Raw genomic sequence first — 15,869 nt, 5'->3', positions numbered from 1 at the left:
GGCTTTGGCTATCGAGTAAAAATAATTCTCATTTAGTTGAGGATCACCAGCGCGGGGAATTCCTGCAGTCGCGCCGAGGTGATGTGAGCGAGGGAGCGCACCACGTCCAGCGGCTGGTCGAGGCGGTAGTTGCCGGTAACGTTGACGTCGGCCAACTGCTCATTGGTATTGATGATCCAGCCCGGGTAGTAGCGGCGCAGTTCGGCCAGTACCTTGTCGAGCGGACAGTTCTCGAAGATTAACCGGCCCTGAACCCAGGCGAGGTCGGTGGCGGTATCCAGTTTGGCCGGATGATCGAAGCCGTTGGGGCCGATGCGAATGCTTTCGCCGGCGCTCAAACGCACTCGCGCGTCGTTGTGCGTGGCACGCAGATCGACATCGCCGCGCTGCACATTGACCTGCGCAACGCCGTCCAGATAGCGCACGGCGAACGCGGTGTCGCGCACGCTGGCCTGCACCGGGCCGGCATCGATTTGCAGCGGCTGAGCACGGTTGGCGGCCACCTCGAAAAACGCTTCGCCCTGATACAGCCGCGCCACGCGCTGCCGGTCATTGATGGTGCTGGAGAATGCCGAGTTGGTGTTGAGCAGCACCTTGGAGCCATCCTCCAGTTGCAGGCGCTGACGCTCGCCGACCACGGTCAGGTGATCGGCCTGAAGGCGCATCGGCAGGTTGCTGAAACTGAACAGACCGAGCACCAGCACCGCAGCAGTCGCCAACGGTTTCCAGTGCGGACGCAGACGTTTGAGCAACGTGACTTTCGCAGACTTCGCCGCGAGACTCTGCGCACACTGCACCACTTGCGGCCCGTCCCAGATCGCCTGAGCCTTGGCGAACGCCTCGGCATTCAACGGATCGGCCGCCAGCCATGCGTGAAATTGCCGGGTCTGCTTTTCGTCCGCACTGCCCAGCACGATGAGCCAGTCCAGAGCCTGGTCCATTGCACGGGCGGCGTCCTGCGCCGTTGCAGGCGAAGGCGGGCGGTGGGTGTCCGTCACGGTGTGTCCTCGGCAGTGTCTGTGCACGGCTGTTTTTTTAGTGAAGCGTAAAAGTCGGGCAAGGGTAGCAAAGCCCGATGATCAGTGCAGTCGATCCTGTGGATGACAGCAAACGCCTTTGGCCTCAGTCGCCATTCAAGCGCTCGGCGACACCGATGCAGATCGACATGATCAGCTTGAGTTCCTTCTGCACGGTGCTGAGGGACACATTCAATTCGTCGGCGATTTCCTGGTAGCTGTGCCCGTGCAGGCGGCTGAGGATGAAAATCTGCTGCTGACGCGGGCTGAGTTGACTGAGGCTCACGTTCAGGCGCTCCAGCAATTGTTCGGCGTGGGCGGCGTCTTCGGCGCTGCTGGCGGGTGCGGCGACGCTGTGCACCACGTCCTGTGGCACGTCATCGACCATGGTCCGCGAATGGATCTTGCGCGCACGCAGGTGATCCAGCGCCAGGTTGCGCGCGGTCTGGAACACGAAGGGTTCAAGGTGATCGATGGCGCGCTCGCTCAGCGCCCGCGTGACGCGCAGGTAGGTCTCCTGCAGCAGGTCTTCGGCGGTGCTGTGGTTGTTGACCATCCGCTCGATCGTGCGCAGCAGCGAGGTGCGCTGAGAGAGGAAGACATGATTGAAGCGCGATTGACTCACGGGGGAACCTGATCCATTTCGAGCGAATGATAATGCTTATCATCTAGTCGAGTGGTCAAGTGTTGTTTTGAACGAAGCAGACAAATGTAGGAGCTGCCGAAGGCTGCGATCTTTTGATGTTGCTTTTAAAACAAGATCAAAAGATCGCAGCCTTCGGCAGCTCCTACAAGGAGTTGTCGGTTACTCCGCGTTGCAGAGCGCCAGGCAGTTATCCAGCATGCGGTTGGAGAAGCCCCATTCGTTGTCGTACCAGGCCAGTACCTTCAGCAGTTTGCCGCTGGCTTTGGTGTGGTTGGCGTCGAAGATCGATGACAGCGGGTTGTGGTTGAAGTCGCTGGAAACCAGCGGCAACGTGTTGTAACCCAAAATTTTCGAGTGCTGGCTGGCCGCCTTCATCAGCGCGTTGACCTCGTCGGCCGTGGCTTCCTTCTTCAACTGCACAGTCAGATCCACCAGCGACACATTGATCACCGGCACGCGCACGGCCATGCCGGTCAGTTTGCCCGCCAGTTCCGGCAGCACCAGGCCTACCGCTTCAGCGGCGCCGGTCTTGCTCGGGATCATGTTCTGCGTGGCCGAACGCGCGCGGTACGGGTCGGTGTGGTAAACGTCGGTCAGGTTCTGGTCGTTGGTGTAGGCATGAATCGTGGTCATCAGGCCGCTTTCAATGCCCAGCTCGCGGTGCAGCACCTGCGCCACCGGCGCCAGGCAGTTGGTGGTGCACGACGCGTTGGAGATGATCTGGTGCGACTGGCGCAGAATGTCGTGGTTCACGCCGTAAACCACAGTGGCGTCGGCGCCTTTGGCCGGGGCCGAGATGATGACTTTGCGCGCGCCGGCAGTAAGATGCGCGGCCGCTTTGGCGCGGTCGGTGAACAGACCGGTGCATTCGAACACCACGTCGATCTTTTCCGCCGCCCATGGCAGCTCGGCAGGGTTGCGAATGGCGCTGACCGCAATACGGTCGCCATTGACCGTCAGGCTTTCGTTGTCATGAGCCACTTCGGCGTCGAATGTGCCGTGAACGGTGTCGTATTTGAGCAAATGGGCATTGATGGCGCTGTCGCCCAGATCGTTGATGGCGACGATCTGCAAATCCTGTCGGTAGCCTTGGGTATACAGTGCGCGCAGGACATTACGGCCGATGCGGCCAAAACCATTGATTGCGATTCGAAGAGTCATTGAACAGCGCCGCCGTCGTTTTGTTGTTGGAATTACAAGATTATTCGCATAAAAATAGAAAACAAGCCTTTTTAGTGGCAATATTTTGTTTTATCTACAACGAGTGACCTGAATCAACTGGTCCGAATGGTCAAAAAAGCCGTCTGTCATTCCAACAACAACGGCGTTTGATCAGCATAGACAATCAGGTCGCCACATCCGTTAGCCTGGAGTTCTACACATGCATCCCCGCGTTCTTGAGGTCACCGAACGGCTTATCGCCCGCAGCCGCGCCACGCGTCAGGCTTACCTTGCACTGATTCGCGGCGCCGCCACCGACGGGCCGATGCGCGGCAAGCTGCAATGCGCCAACTTCGCCCACGGCGTGGCCGGGTGTGGCAGCGAAGACAAGCACAGCTTGCGGATGATGAACTCGGCGAACATCGCCATTGTTTCTTCGTATAACGACATGCTCTCGGCGCACCAGCCGTACGAAGTCTTTCCCCAGCAGATCAAAAACGCCCTGCGCGAAATCGGCTCGGTCGGCCAGTTCGCCGGTGGTACGCCGGCGATGTGCGATGGCGTGACCCAGGGCGAGCCGGGCATGGAGCTGAGCCTGCCGAGCCGTGAGGTGATCGCCATGTCCACGGCGGTGGCGCTGTCGCACAACATGTTCGACGGCGCGCTGATGCTCGGCATCTGCGACAAGATCGTGCCGGGGCTGATGATGGGCTCGCTGCGCTTCGGCCATCTGCCGACGATCTTCGTCCCTGGCGGGCCAATGGTCTCGGGGATTTCCAACAAGGAAAAAGCCGACGTGCGGCAGAAGTACGCCGAAGGCAAGGCGACCCGCGAAGAGCTGCTGGAATCGGAGATGAAGTCCTACCACAGCCCGGGCACCTGCACCTTCTACGGCACCGCCAACACCAACCAGTTGCTGATGGAAGTCATGGGCCTGCACTTGCCGGGCGCGTCGTTCGTCAATCCGAACACACCGCTGCGTGATGCCCTGACCCGCGAAGCCGCGCATCAGGTGACGCGCCTGACCAAGCAGAACGGCAACTTCATGCCGATCGGCGAAATCGTCGACGAGAAGGCGCTGGTCAACTCGATCGTCGCGCTGCACGCCACCGGCGGCTCGACCAACCACACCCTGCACATGCCGGCGATCGCCATGGCTGCTGGCATCCAGCTGACCTGGCAGGACATGGCCGACCTCTCCGAAGTCGTGCCGACCCTGAGCCACGTCTACCCGAACGGTAAAGCCGACATAAACCACTTCCAGGCCGCTGGCGGTATGTCGTTCCTGATCCGCGAACTGCTCGAAGCCGGCCTGCTCCACGAAGACGTCAACACCGTACTCGGCCATGGCTTGAGCCGTTACACCAAAGAGCCGTTCCTCGATAACGGTGAGTTGGTGTGGCGCGAAGGGCCGATCGAAAGCCTCGACGAAAACATCCTGCGCCCGGTCGCCCGTGCATTCTCACCGGAGGGCGGTCTGCGGGTGATGGAAGGCAACCTCGGTCGCGGGGTGATGAAAGTCTCCGCCGTGGCGCTGGAAAACCAGATCGTCGAAGCACCGGCCATGGTGTTCCAGGATCAGCAGGATCTGGCCGATGCGTTCAAGGCCGGTTTGCTGGAGAAAGATTTTGTCGCGGTGATGCGCTTCCAGGGCCCGCGCTCCAATGGCATGCCGGAACTGCACAAGATGACGCCGTTCCTCGGCGTGCTGCAGGATCGCGGCTTCAAAGTCGCGCTGGTCACCGACGGGCGCATGTCCGGTGCGTCGGGGAAAATCCCGGCGGCGATTCACGTCAGCCCTGAAGCTTATGTCGGCGGTGCTTTGGCGCGAGTGCAAGAGGGCGATATCATCCGCGTCGATGGCGTCAAAGGCACTTTGGAACTCAAGGTCGACGCCGCCGAATTTGCAGCGCGCGAACCCGCCAAAGGCCTGTTGGGCAACAACATCGGCAGCGGTCGCGAACTGTTTGGCTTCATGCGTTTGGCCTTCAGCTCGGCGGAGCAGGGCGCCAGCGCCTTCACTTCTGCCCTGGAGACGCTTAATTGAAACTGGCTTTGGTCGGTGATATCGGAGGCACCAACGCGCGGTTCGCGTTGTGGAAAAACCAGCAGCTGCAATCGGTTCAGGTGCTGGCGACAGCCGACCACGCCAGCCCGGAACAGGCGATCAGCCTGTACCTGAGCGGCCTCGGTCTGGCGCCGGGTTCGATCGGTTCGGTATGCCTGTCGGTGGCGGGGCCGGTGAGTGGTGATGAATTCAAATTCACCAACAACCACTGGCGCCTGAGCCGCACGGCGTTCTGCAAGACCTTGCAGGTCGAGCAACTGCTGCTGATCAACGACTTCTCGGCGATGGCGCTGGGCATGACCCGTTTGCAGCCCGGCGAATTCCGTGTGGTCTGCGAAGGCACGCCGGAGCCTTTGCGCCCGGCGGTGGTGATCGGCCCGGGCACTGGCTTGGGCGTTGGCACCTTGCTCGATCTCGGCGAAGGCCGGTTTGCCGCGCTGCCGGGGGAGGGCGGTCACGTCGATCTGCCGCTGAGCAGCCCGCGTGAAACCCAGCTGTGGCAGCACATCCACAACGAGATTGGCCACGTCAGCGCCGAGACTGCGTTGAGCGGCGGCGGCTTGCCTCGTGTGTACCGGGCGATCTGTGCGGTGGACGGACATGAACCAAAGCTTGATACGCCGGAAGCGATCACCGCGGCCGGCCTGGCCGGTGACCCGATCGCCCAGGAAGTGCTGGAGCAGTTCTGCTGCTGGCTCGGCCGCGTGGCCGGCAACAACGTGCTGACCACCGGTGGGCGTGGCGGCGTGTACATCGTTGGCGGGGTGATTCCGCGCTTTGCCGATTTCTTCGTCGAAAGCGGCTTCGCCCGCAGCTTTGCCGACAAGGGCTGCATGAGCGATTACTTCAAGGGCATTCCGGTGTGGCTGGTGACGGCGCCGTATTCCGGGCTGGTGGGGGCCGGTGTGGCACTGGAGCAAGCAATCCCGACCTGAAATGCAATCCAATTGTGGGAGCGAGCCTGCTCGCGAAAGCGGTGTGTCAGATCAACAGATCTGTTGAGTGTTAAAACCGATTCGCGAGCAGGCTCGCTCCCACAGTGGTTCCGTGGTGTTTGCAAGTTCGATGCTTAAGGCATAATCCGCCCCAATTCCAACAACAAGGATGCCTTCGAAGTGAGCTCAGTCAACAAGTCGATATTGTTGGTCGATGACGATCAGGAAATACGCGAGTTGCTGGAAACCTACCTGACCCGCGCCGGGTTTCAGGTGCGGGCCACGGCCGATGGCGCCAGTTTCCGCCAGGCCCTCAACGAGGCGCCCAGCGATCTGGTGATCCTCGATGTGATGCTGCCCGATGAAGACGGTTTCAGCCTGTGCCGCTGGGTGCGTCAGCATCCGCGTCAGGCGCAGGTGCCGATCATCATGCTCACCGCCAGTTCCGACGAAGCCGACCGCGTGATCGGGCTGGAACTCGGCGCTGACGATTACCTCGGCAAACCTTTCAGCCCCCGCGAACTGCAAGCCCGAATCAAGGCGCTGCTGCGCCGTGCGCAATTCGGCCAGGAACGCAGCGGCAGCGATGTGCTGGCCTTCGACGAGTGGCGGCTGGACATGGTCAGCCATCGGCTGTTCCACACCGACGGCGAAGAAGTGATTCTCTCCGGTGCGGACTTCGCGCTGCTGAAGTTGTTTCTCGATCATCCGCAGGAAATCCTCGACCGCGACACCATCGGCAACGCCACCCGGGGCCGTGACCTGATGCCGCTCGACCGGATTGTCGACATGGCCGTCAGCCGCTTGCGCCAGCGCCTGCGCGACACGGAAAAACCGCCGCGCCTGATCCGCACCGTACGCGGCAGCGGCTACCAACTGGCAGCCAATGTGGTTGCCGGCAATGCTCACTGAGTCGCTGCGCCGGCTCGCCAGCAAAGTCCCGGTGCCGCGTTCGCTGCTCGGGCGGATGCTGCTGTTGACCCTGTTGGCGGTGCTGTTCGCGCAGACGTTGTCGAGCGTGATCTGGGTCTCGCAACTGCGCGCCACCCAGCTCGAAGGCCTGGTCACCAGCGCCCGCAGCCTCGCCCATTCGATGACCGCCAGCGTCAGTTATTTTCGCTCGTTGCCGGTGGCGTATCGGCCGCTGGTGCTCGACCAGTTGCGCAGCATGGGCGGCACCCGGTTCGTGGTGACGCTCAACGACAAACCGCTGGGTATGGACGTGTTGCCGATCACCCCGCGCAAGGCTGCGGTGATTCAGGCGGTGGACGAAGTGTTGCGCCAGTCGCTGGGCCACGATACCGATATCTCGGTGACCTTCGTCAGCCCCGAGGATCTGCGGATCTTCAATGCGGGGCTGAAACTCGATGAGCTGCCGCGCTCGTGGGCGCATTACGCGCTGACCCTGGAACCGGTGAATCCGCCGGTGCTGGTCACGCAGATTCAGATGGCGCCGGGCGAATGGCTGTACATCGCCTCGTTGTTGCCCGAACCCTACACCAGTCTCGAAGAGCAAGGCCTGCCGGCGCAGCAGGTGTGGTTCATCGTCCTCACCAGCGGCTTTTTGCTGCTGTTCATCGGCCTGCTGGTGCACTGGCAGAGCCGGCCGCTCAAGCGTCTGGCGCGGGCGGCGCGGGATCTGTCGCTGGGTGCCGATGTCGAGCCGGTGGCCGAGGGCGGCGGCAGTGAAGTGGTGGAAGTGGGCCGTGCGTTCAACACCATGCGCGAGCGCATCAGCCGTTACCTGACCGAACGCAGCCAGTTGTTCAGCGCGATTTCCCATGACCTGCGCACGCCGATCACCCGTCTGCGCTTGCGCGTCGAACTGCTCGAAGACGAGAAGCTGCAAGCCAAGTTCGGCCGCGATCTGGATGAACTGGAGTTGCTGGTCAAAGGCGCGCTGCAGTGCGTGAAAGACACCGACATCCACGAGAACATCGAGCCGGTGGATCTCAATCATGTGCTCGATTGTCTGGTGGAGCCGTACCTGGCGCCCAACGGCAATGGCCGCGTGACCCAGCAAGGCAAGGCGCTGGCGGCGTATCCAGGCAAACCTCTGGCGTTGAAGCGCTGCATCGGCAACCTGATCGACAATGCGCTGAAGTACGGGCAGAACGCGCATCTGCACATCGACGACGATGAGCGCGCGTTCGTCCTGCACGTCGACGACGAAGGCCCGGGCGTACCGGAGCAGCGGCTGGAGCAGGTGTTCGAGCCGCACTTTCGCTTGGCCGGGCAGCAGCAGGGTTATGGTCTCGGGTTGGGCATTGCGCGCAACATTGCCCACAGCCATGGCGGTGAGGTGACGTTGCAGAATTTGCGTGAGGGCGGGTTGCGGGTGACGTTGCAGTTACCGCGTTCAGTAGAATGAAGATCAAAAGATCGCAGCCTTCGGCAGCTCCTACACCGTACTCTGTAGGAGCTGCCGAAGGCTGCGATCTTTTGACTTTGCTTTTCTAATGTCACTGCTTGGTGACAAAACCCGTCCCCTTCGTTACAAGCCCACCCCGGCCCGTTGTTTAGACTGCCCGCAGTCATAACAACAAAAAAGGGCCACTCATGGACACCTTCCACCCAGGCTTCAGCAGTTGGCTGAACGCCCCTGCCCACCAGCAATGGCTCGCCGACGAAGGTCTGCGCCTGCTGGCATTCGCCAAGGCTGCAAAGCTGCCTGAAGGTTTCGGCAACCTCGACGAACGCGGCCGTTTGCCGGCGCATGCGCAAGCCGAAACCATGAACACCGCGCGCATGACCCACAGTTTCGCCATGGCCCATATTCAGGGCCTGCCGGGGTTTGCGGAGCTGGTCGATCACGGTATCGCGGCGCTGCGCGGGCCGCTGCGGGATGCGCTGCACGGCGGCTGGTTTGCGGTCGCCGAACATCGCGACGGCAACACCGGCAAGAACGCCTATCTGCATGCCTTCGTCGCGCTCGCGGCCAGCTCGGCGGTGGTCGCGCAACGTCCCGGCGCCCAGGCGCTGCTGGATGATGCGATCGACATCATCGACACGTATTTCTGGAGCGAAGAAGAGGGCGCGATGCGCGAATTCTTCAATCGCGACTGGCGCGAAGAAGAAGCCTATCGCGGCGCCAACAGCAACATGCACGCCACCGAAGCGTTCCTCGCGCTGGCCGATGTCACTGAAGATCCGCGCTGGCTGGTGCGTGCGCAGCGCATCGTCGAGCGGGTGATTCACGGTCACGCCGCCGCCAACGGCTACATGGTCATCGAGCATTTCGATCGCGACTGGCAACCGCTGCGCGAGTACAACCACGACAATCCCGCTGACGGCTTCCGCCCTTACGGCACCACCCCGGGCCACGGTTTCGAGTGGGCGCGGCTGCTGCTGCACCTCGAAGCCGCGCGGGTTCAGGCCGGGATGCTCACGCCCGGTTGGCTGGCGACCGATGCGCAAAAACTCTTCGAGCAGAATTGCCGAAACGGCTGGGACGTCGATGGCGCGCCGGGGATCGTTTACACCCTCGACTGGGACAATAAAGCCGTGGTGCGTCATCGCTTGCATTGGACCCATGCCGAAGCCAGCGCGGCGGCCAGTGCCTTGCTCAAACGCACCGGTGATGGGCAATACGAAACCTGGTACCGGCGGTTCTGGGAGTTCTGTGAAGGTCATTTCATCGATCGCTGTGACGGCAGCTGGCATCACGAACTCGATCCGCAAAACCGCCCGAGCGCCGATATCTGGCCGGGCAAACCCGATCTGTATCATGCCTGGCAGGCAGTACTGATCCCTCGTCTACCCTTGTCACCGAGTATGGCGACAGCTCTGGCGCAAATATCCCGGGCTGTTCCTGTGTAACCATGTGGTGACATTTGCGCGTCCCTTCGTTACCTGCGAAGGGAATCGCCCTGTTTAAACTCCTGTGCAGCGCAAGCACCAGACTTGCATGCATAACAACAAGAAAGGTACATCTCAGATGAATGCGATTTCTCGCCTCGCTACTGTCATTTCTGTCGCCTCCCTGTTCCCGCTCGCAATTCTGCCTCTCAGTGTTTCCGCTGCCGAATCCAAAGGTTCGGTCGAAGTCGTGCACTGGTGGACGTCCGGTGGCGAAAAAGCCGCTGTCGATGTGCTCAAGGCGCAAGTTGAAAAAGACGGTTTCACCTGGAAAGACGGCGCTGTCGCCGGCGGTGGCGGCGCCACGGCCATGACCGTGCTGAAAAGCCGCGCCGTTGCCGGCAACCCGCCGGGCGTCGCCCAGATCAAGGGCCCGGACATCCAGGAATGGGCTTCCACCGGTCTGCTCGACACCGACGTCCTGAAAGACGTGGCCAAAGAAGAGAAGTGGGACAGCCTGCTCGACAAGAAAGTCTCCGATACCGTGAAGTACGACGGTGATTACGTGGCCGTACCGGTGAACATTCACCGGGTGAACTGGCTGTGGATCAACCCGGAAGTCTTCAAAAAGGCCGGTATCACCAAGAACCCGACCACCCTCGAAGAATTCTACGCGGCCGGCGACAAGCTCAAGGCTGCGGGCTTCATCCCGCTGGCTCACGGCGGTCAGCCTTGGCAGGACAGCACCGTGTTCGAAGCCGTGGTGCTCTCGGTCATGGGCGTTGATGGTTACAAGAAAGCCCTGGTCGATCTGGACAACAAGGCGCTGACCGGCCCGGAAATGGTCAAGGCGCTGACCGAGCTGAAGAAAGTCGCGACCTACATGGACGCCGACGGCAAGGGCCAGGACTGGAACCTGGAAGCGGCCAAGGTCATCAACGGCAAGGCCGGCATGCAGATCATGGGTGACTGGGCCAAGTCCGAATGGACCGCCGCCAAGAAAGTCGCCGGCAAGGACTACGAGTGCGTAGCGTTCCCGGGCACCGACAAGGCGTTCACCTACAACATCGACTCCCTCGCGGTGTTCAAGCAGAAAGACAAAGGCACTGCGGCCGGTCAGCAGGACATCGCCAAAGTCGTGCTGGGTGAAAACTTCCAGAAAGTCTTCAGCATCAACAAAGGCTCGATCCCGGTACGTAACGACATGTTGAACAACATGGACAAACTCGGTTTCGACTCCTGCGCGCAGACCGCTGCCAAGGACTTCCTGGCAGACGCCAAGTCCGGTGGCCTGCAGCCGAGCATGGCGCACAACATGGCGACCACGCTGGCGGTGCAGGGCGCGTTCTTTGATGTCGTGACCAACTACATCAACGACCCGAAAGCCGACCCGGCCGATGCGGCCAAGAAACTGGGTGCGGCGGTTCAGTCGGCCAAATAACTAAAAGCAGGCTCGAACCCTGTGGGAGCGAGCCTGCTCGCGAAGGCGTCATGTCAGTTGCTACATCCGTCGACTGACACACCGTTTTCGCGAGCAGGCTCGCTCCCACAAGGGATCTCACTGTAGTTTTTATTCCCTGTACTGGATTTCCCCATGAGTTCTGTTGCTGTGTTCAGCAAAGCCTCGCCGTTCGATGCACTGCAGCGCTGGCTACCGAAACTGGTGCTGGCGCCGAGCATGTTCATCGTGCTGGTAGGCTTCTATGGCTACATCCTGTGGACGTTCGTGCTGTCGTTCACCACCTCGACGTTCCTGCCCAACTACAAGTGGGCCGGCCTGGCGCAATACGCCCGGCTGTTCGACAACGATCGCTGGTGGGTGGCGAGCAAGAACCTCGCGGTGTTCGGTGGCATGTTCATCGGCATCACCCTGGTGATCGGCGTGCTGCTGGCGGTGTTCCTCGACCAGCGCATCCGTCGCGAAGGCTTTATCCGCACCATTTACCTGTACCCGATGGCGCTCTCGATGATCGTCACCGGTACCGCGTGGAAATGGCTGCTCAACCCGGGCATGGGCCTGGACAAATTGTTGCGTGACTGGGGCTGGGAAGGCTTCCGTCTGGACTGGCTGATCGACCCGGATCGCGTGGTCTACTGCCTGGTGATCGCCGCCGTGTGGCAAGCCTCGGGCTTCATCATGGCGATGTTCCTCGCCGGCCTGCGCGGGGTCGATCAGTCGATCATCCGTGCCGCGCAGATCGATGGCGCGAGCATGCCGACCATCTACTGGAAAGTCGTGCTGCCAAGCCTGCGTCCGGTGTTCTTCAGTGCGGTAATGATCCTGGCGCACATCGCGATCAAGAGCTTCGACCTGGTCGCGGCGATGACGGCCGGTGGCCCGGGTTATTCCTCCGACCTGCCGGCGATGTTCATGTACTCATTCACGTTCAGTCGCGGCCAGATGGGCATGGGCTCGGCCAGTGCGATTCTGATGCTCGGTGCGATTCTCGCGATCATCGTGCCTTACCTGTACTCCGAGCTGAGGACCAAGCGTAATGACTAGTCTCGCTGCCAAACCCGCTTTCAGCCTGAGTCGCGTCGCGATCTACGCGGTGCTGATCCTCGCGGTCCTGCTGTACCTGATTCCGCTGGTGGTGATGCTGCTGACCAGTTTCAAGACCCCGGAAGACATCAGCACCGGCAACCTGCTGAGCTGGCCGACCGTGGTCAGCGGCATCGGCTGGGTCAAGGCCTGGGCCACGGTTGACGGTTACTTCTGGAACTCGATCAAGATCACCGTGCCGGCCGTGGTCATCTCCACCGCCATCGGCGCGCTGAACGGCTACGTGTTGTCGTTCTGGCGCTTCCGCGGTTCGCAGCTGTTCTTCGGTCTGCTGCTGTTCGGCTGCTTCCTGCCGTTCCAGACCGTGCTGCTGCCGGCCTCGTTCACCCTTGGCAAGATGGGCCTGGCGAGCACCACCACCGGCCTGGTGTTCGTGCACGTGGTCTATGGTCTGGCGTTCACCACGCTGTTCTTCCGTAACTACTACGTGAGCATTCCCGATGCGCTGATAAAGGCAGCACGACTGGATGGCGCGGGTTTCTTCACGATCTTCCGGCAGATCATTCTGCCGATGTCGACCCCGATCATCATGGTCTGCCTGATCTGGCAGTTCACCCAGATCTGGAACGACTTTTTGTTCGGTGTGGTGTTCTCCAGCGGTGATTCGCAACCGATCACGGTGGCGCTGAACAACCTGGTCAATACCAGCACCGGCGCCAAGGAATACAACGTTGATATGGCAGCGGCGATGATCGCCGGCCTGCCGACCCTGCTGGTCTATGTGGTCGCAGGCAAGTATTTCGTGCGCGGGCTGACGGCCGGCGCAGTCAAGGGGTAATCATGGCAACGCTCGAACTTCGCAACGTCAACAAGACCTACGGTGCCGGCCTGCCGGACACCCTGAAGAACATCGAACTGTCGATCAAGGACGGTGAGTTCCTGATCCTGGTCGGCCCGTCGGGCTGCGGCAAATCGACCCTGATGAACTGCATCGCCGGCCTTGAAACCATCACCGGTGGCGCGATCATGATCGGCGATCAGGACGTCAGCGGCATGAGCCCGAAGGATCGTGACATCGCCATGGTGTTCCAGTCCTACGCGCTGTACCCGACCATGAGCGTGCGCGAGAACATCGAGTTCGGTCTGAAGATCCGCAAGATGAGCCAGTCGGCGATCGACGAAGAAGTCGCGCGCGTGGCCAAGCTGCTGCAGATCGAACACCTGCTCAACCGCAAGCCGGGCCAACTCTCCGGTGGTCAGCAACAGCGTGTGGCGATGGGCCGTGCGTTGGCGCGTCGGCCGAAGATCTATCTGTTCGACGAACCGCTGTCCAACCTCGACGCCAAGCTGCGCGTCGAGATGCGCACCGAAATGAAACTGATGCACCAGCGCCTGAAAACCACCACCGTTTACGTGACCCACGACCAGATCGAAGCGATGACCCTGGGCGACAAGGTGGCGGTGATGAAGGACGGGATCATTCAGCAGTTCGGCACGCCGAAAGAGATCTACAACGATCCGGCCAACCTGTTTGTCGCAAGCTTCATCGGTTCGCCGCCGATGAACTTCATTCCGCTGCGCCTGCAACGCAAGGACGGTCGTCTGCTGGCACTGCTCGACAGCGGCCAGGCCCGTTGCGAGTTGCCGATGAGCATGCAGGATGCAGGGCTGGAAGATCGCGAAGTGATCCTCGGCCTGCGCCCGGAACAGATCGTGCTGGCGAACGGCGATGGCAATGGCCTGCCGAGCATCAAGGCCGAAGTGCAGGTTACCGAACCGACCGGTCCGGACACCCTGGTGTTCGTCAACCTCAATGAAACCAAGGTCTGCTGCCGCCTGGCACCGGACGTGGCGCCACAGGTGGGCGAGACCCTGACCCTGCAATTCGATCCGTCGAAAGTGTTGTTGTTCGATGCCAAGACTGGCGAGCGTCTGGGCACTGCCGGCCAACCACAGACCGATGCGCGGTCTGCGAACGTCGCCCAGTTCAAGGGGCGCTGAGGAACAAATGTGGGAGCGAGCCTGCTCGCGAAAGCGGTCTGACATCCAGCATTGATGTCGCCTGATACACCGCATTCGCGAGCAGGCTCGCTCCCACAAAGGAGCACGCGCTGGATTGCCTGTAATCCAGCGCAATTTATGTAAACCGCGCTGGAAAAAAACAGTTAATAACAATAAAGACGAGGATGTAGGGATGAAAAAGAAACACGTCAATGCCCGGTTGATCTGCCAAGTGTCAGCTGCGGCGGCATTGGTGCTGGCCGGCAATGCAATGGCTGCCGATGCATTCAGCTCCGATTCGAAATGGATGACCGGTGACTGGGGTGGCGAGCGGACCAAGCTGATCGAGCAGGGTATCGACATCAAGGCTGACTACGTTGGGGAAATGGGCGCCAACCTGCATGGCGGCTACAACGACGACAAGACCGGTCGCTACAGCGATCAGTTCGGTCTGGGCGTGGCGCTGGATCTGCAAAAACTCTGGGGCTGGGACAATACTCAGGCCAAGATCCAGTTGACCAACCGTAACGGGCAAAACATCTCCAACGACCGCGTTGGCGATCCGCGTGCCGGCACTCTGTCTTCCTCGCAGGAAGTCTACGGTCGTGGCCACATGGTGCGTCTGACCCAGTTGTGGATTCAGCACCAGTTCTTCGACAACAAGCTCGACGTCAAGGCCGGTTACTTCGGTGAAGGCGAAGACTTCAACACCTTCCCGTGCGACTTCCAGAACCTGGCGTTCTGCGGTTCGCAAGTGGGTAACTGGGCAACCAACATCTGGTACAACTGGCCCGTCAGCCAGGCCGCGATCCGCGTGAAGTACAACATCAACGATGAGCTCTACGCGCAGATCGGTGCGTATAACCAGAACCCGTCGCAACTGGAACACGGCAACGGTTTCAAACTCAGCGGCAGTGGCACCAAGGGCACCGTTCTGCCAGTCGAACTGGTCTGGTCGCCGAAGGTCAACAGCCTGCCGGGCGAATACCGCGTCGGTTACTACAAGAGCACGGCTGACGCCAATGACGTCCGCGAAGACGTCAACGGCTTCGACGCAGCGACCACCGGTGACGCGTACAAGACCCACAGCAGCAAACACGGCTACTGGTTCGTCGCACAGCAGCAACTCACCAGCCACAACGGTGACGCTTCTCGCGGTCTGAACATCGCGGCCAACGCCACGTTCCACGACAAGGACACCAACTTCATCGACAACTATCAGTCGGTGATGTTTGTCTACAAGGGCCCGTTCGACGCGCGTCCTAAAGATGACGTGGGTATCGGTGCGGCGCGTATCCACGTCAACGATGACGTGAAGAAAAACGCCGAGTTCCTGAATGCTTCCAACGGTGTTTCGGACTACGACAACCCGGTGTTCTCGCCAATTCGTGAAACCGAATACAACTACGAGATCAACTACGGCTTCCACGTCACCAACTGGCTGACCGTACGCCCTAACCTGCAATACATCACTCACCCGGGTGGTGTGGATGAAGTGGACAACGCTTTGGTCGCTGGCCTGAAAATTCAGTCTACGTTCTAACGTTGTTGCGATAAGCTCCTCTCCATGTGCGCATATTTGCGGACAGCCAAGGCTGTCCGCTTTTTTTTGCGACTTGAATACAAGGTTTGTGTCGTGCCCATTTGTGGCGAGGGAGCTCGCTCCCGCTCGGCTGCGCAGCAGTCGTAAATCCTGATGATGAGGTTTAAATGACACACCGCAGTGAATGGTTTTGGGGCC

At 60.7% G+C, this 15,869-nt stretch carries 13 protein-coding genes; 10 read left to right on the top strand and 3 right to left on the bottom strand.

The window, feature by feature from the left end; all coding sequences use genetic code 11:
- Positions 1-32: 32 nt before the first annotated feature.
- The 3 genes from LOY52_RS20465 to gap all read right to left on the bottom strand — a co-directional run bounded on the left by LOY52_RS20465 (position 33) and on the right by gap (position 2,823).
- Positions 33-998, bottom strand: a complete 966-nt coding sequence (locus LOY52_RS20465; RefSeq protein WP_258675777.1) for a FecR domain-containing protein — start codon at positions 996-998, stop codon at positions 33-35.
- Positions 999-1,122: 124 nt separating this feature from the next.
- Entirely contained in the window at positions 1,123-1,641 is a 519-nt protein-coding gene (locus LOY52_RS20460; RefSeq protein WP_027612557.1) for an RNA polymerase sigma factor, read from the bottom strand.
- A gap of 180 nt (positions 1,642-1,821) precedes the next feature.
- Positions 1,822-2,823, bottom strand: a complete 1,002-nt coding sequence (gene gap / locus LOY52_RS20455; protein WP_095137054.1) for a type I glyceraldehyde-3-phosphate dehydrogenase — start codon at positions 2,821-2,823, stop codon at positions 1,822-1,824.
- A gap of 220 nt (positions 2,824-3,043) precedes the next feature.
- Between gap and edd the strand changes: the two genes are divergently transcribed.
- The 10 genes from edd to LOY52_RS20405 all read left to right on the top strand — a co-directional run bounded on the left by edd (position 3,044) and on the right by LOY52_RS20405 (position 15,671).
- Positions 3,044-4,870, top strand: a complete 1,827-nt coding sequence (edd, locus tag LOY52_RS20450; protein WP_003227464.1) for a phosphogluconate dehydratase — start codon at positions 3,044-3,046, stop codon at positions 4,868-4,870.
- Positions 4,867-5,826 (top strand): glucokinase, encoded by a 960-nt coding sequence (locus tag LOY52_RS20445; protein ID WP_258675776.1) that lies wholly within the window; start codon positions 4,867-4,869, stop codon positions 5,824-5,826. The genes edd and LOY52_RS20445 overlap by 4 nt, the downstream gene beginning before the upstream one ends.
- A 180-nt stretch (positions 5,827-6,006) precedes the next feature.
- The gene (locus LOY52_RS20440) at positions 6,007-6,738 is read left to right on the top strand and encodes a response regulator (RefSeq protein ID WP_007917879.1); all 732 of its coding nucleotides are present in this window, start codon (positions 6,007-6,009) and stop codon (positions 6,736-6,738) included.
- Entirely contained in the window at positions 6,728-8,197 is a 1,470-nt protein-coding gene (locus LOY52_RS20435) for an ATP-binding protein (protein WP_202368839.1), read from the top strand. Before LOY52_RS20440 ends, LOY52_RS20435 begins: the two co-directional genes overlap by 11 nt.
- A 188-nt stretch (positions 8,198-8,385) precedes the next feature.
- Entirely contained in the window at positions 8,386-9,645 is a 1,260-nt protein-coding gene (locus LOY52_RS20430; protein ID WP_258675775.1) for an AGE family epimerase/isomerase, read from the top strand.
- A gap of 118 nt (positions 9,646-9,763) precedes the next feature.
- Positions 9,764-11,065: an ABC transporter substrate-binding protein gene (locus LOY52_RS20425; RefSeq protein WP_007969316.1), complete on the top strand. Its 1,302-nt coding sequence runs from the start codon at positions 9,764-9,766 to the stop codon at positions 11,063-11,065.
- 153 nt (positions 11,066-11,218) lie between these two features.
- Entirely contained in the window at positions 11,219-12,127 is a 909-nt protein-coding gene (locus tag LOY52_RS20420; protein ID WP_007917874.1) for a carbohydrate ABC transporter permease, read from the top strand.
- The gene (locus LOY52_RS20415) at positions 12,120-12,965 is read left to right on the top strand and encodes a carbohydrate ABC transporter permease (protein ID WP_007969317.1); all 846 of its coding nucleotides are present in this window, start codon (positions 12,120-12,122) and stop codon (positions 12,963-12,965) included. The genes LOY52_RS20420 and LOY52_RS20415 overlap by 8 nt, the downstream gene beginning before the upstream one ends.
- Positions 12,966-12,967: 2 nt before the next feature.
- The gene (locus LOY52_RS20410; RefSeq protein WP_258675774.1) at positions 12,968-14,128 is read left to right on the top strand and encodes an ABC transporter ATP-binding protein; all 1,161 of its coding nucleotides are present in this window, start codon (positions 12,968-12,970) and stop codon (positions 14,126-14,128) included.
- Between the two features lie 193 nt (positions 14,129-14,321).
- The gene (locus LOY52_RS20405; RefSeq protein ID WP_027612565.1) at positions 14,322-15,671 is read left to right on the top strand and encodes a carbohydrate porin; all 1,350 of its coding nucleotides are present in this window, start codon (positions 14,322-14,324) and stop codon (positions 15,669-15,671) included.
- The last annotated feature ends 198 nt before the right edge of the window (positions 15,672-15,869 follow it).

Source organism: Pseudomonas sp. B21-051 (assembly GCF_024748795.1).
Taxonomy (GTDB): domain Bacteria; phylum Pseudomonadota; class Gammaproteobacteria; order Pseudomonadales; family Pseudomonadaceae; genus Aquipseudomonas; species Aquipseudomonas putida_A.
This window is presented reverse-complemented; position numbering and strand designations above follow the sequence as displayed.

Coding starts and splice junctions, on each gene's coding strand:
- gap (WP_095137054.1), bottom strand. CDS start 2,823: ATGACTCTTCGAATCGCAATCAATGGTTTTGGCCGCATCGGCCGTAAT.
- edd (WP_003227464.1), top strand. CDS start 3,044: ATGCATCCCCGCGTTCTTGAGGTCACCGAACGGCTTATCGCCCGCAGC.
- LOY52_RS20435 (WP_202368839.1), top strand. CDS start 6,728: ATGCTCACTGAGTCGCTGCGCCGGCTCGCCAGCAAAGTCCCGGTGCCG.
- LOY52_RS20430 (WP_258675775.1), top strand. CDS start 8,386: ATGGACACCTTCCACCCAGGCTTCAGCAGTTGGCTGAACGCCCCTGCC.
- LOY52_RS20425 (WP_007969316.1), top strand. CDS start 9,764: ATGAATGCGATTTCTCGCCTCGCTACTGTCATTTCTGTCGCCTCCCTG.
- LOY52_RS20420 (WP_007917874.1), top strand. CDS start 11,219: ATGAGTTCTGTTGCTGTGTTCAGCAAAGCCTCGCCGTTCGATGCACTG.
- LOY52_RS20415 (WP_007969317.1), top strand. CDS start 12,120: ATGACTAGTCTCGCTGCCAAACCCGCTTTCAGCCTGAGTCGCGTCGCG.
- LOY52_RS20410 (WP_258675774.1), top strand. CDS start 12,968: ATGGCAACGCTCGAACTTCGCAACGTCAACAAGACCTACGGTGCCGGC.
- LOY52_RS20405 (WP_027612565.1), top strand. CDS start 14,322: ATGAAAAAGAAACACGTCAATGCCCGGTTGATCTGCCAAGTGTCAGCT.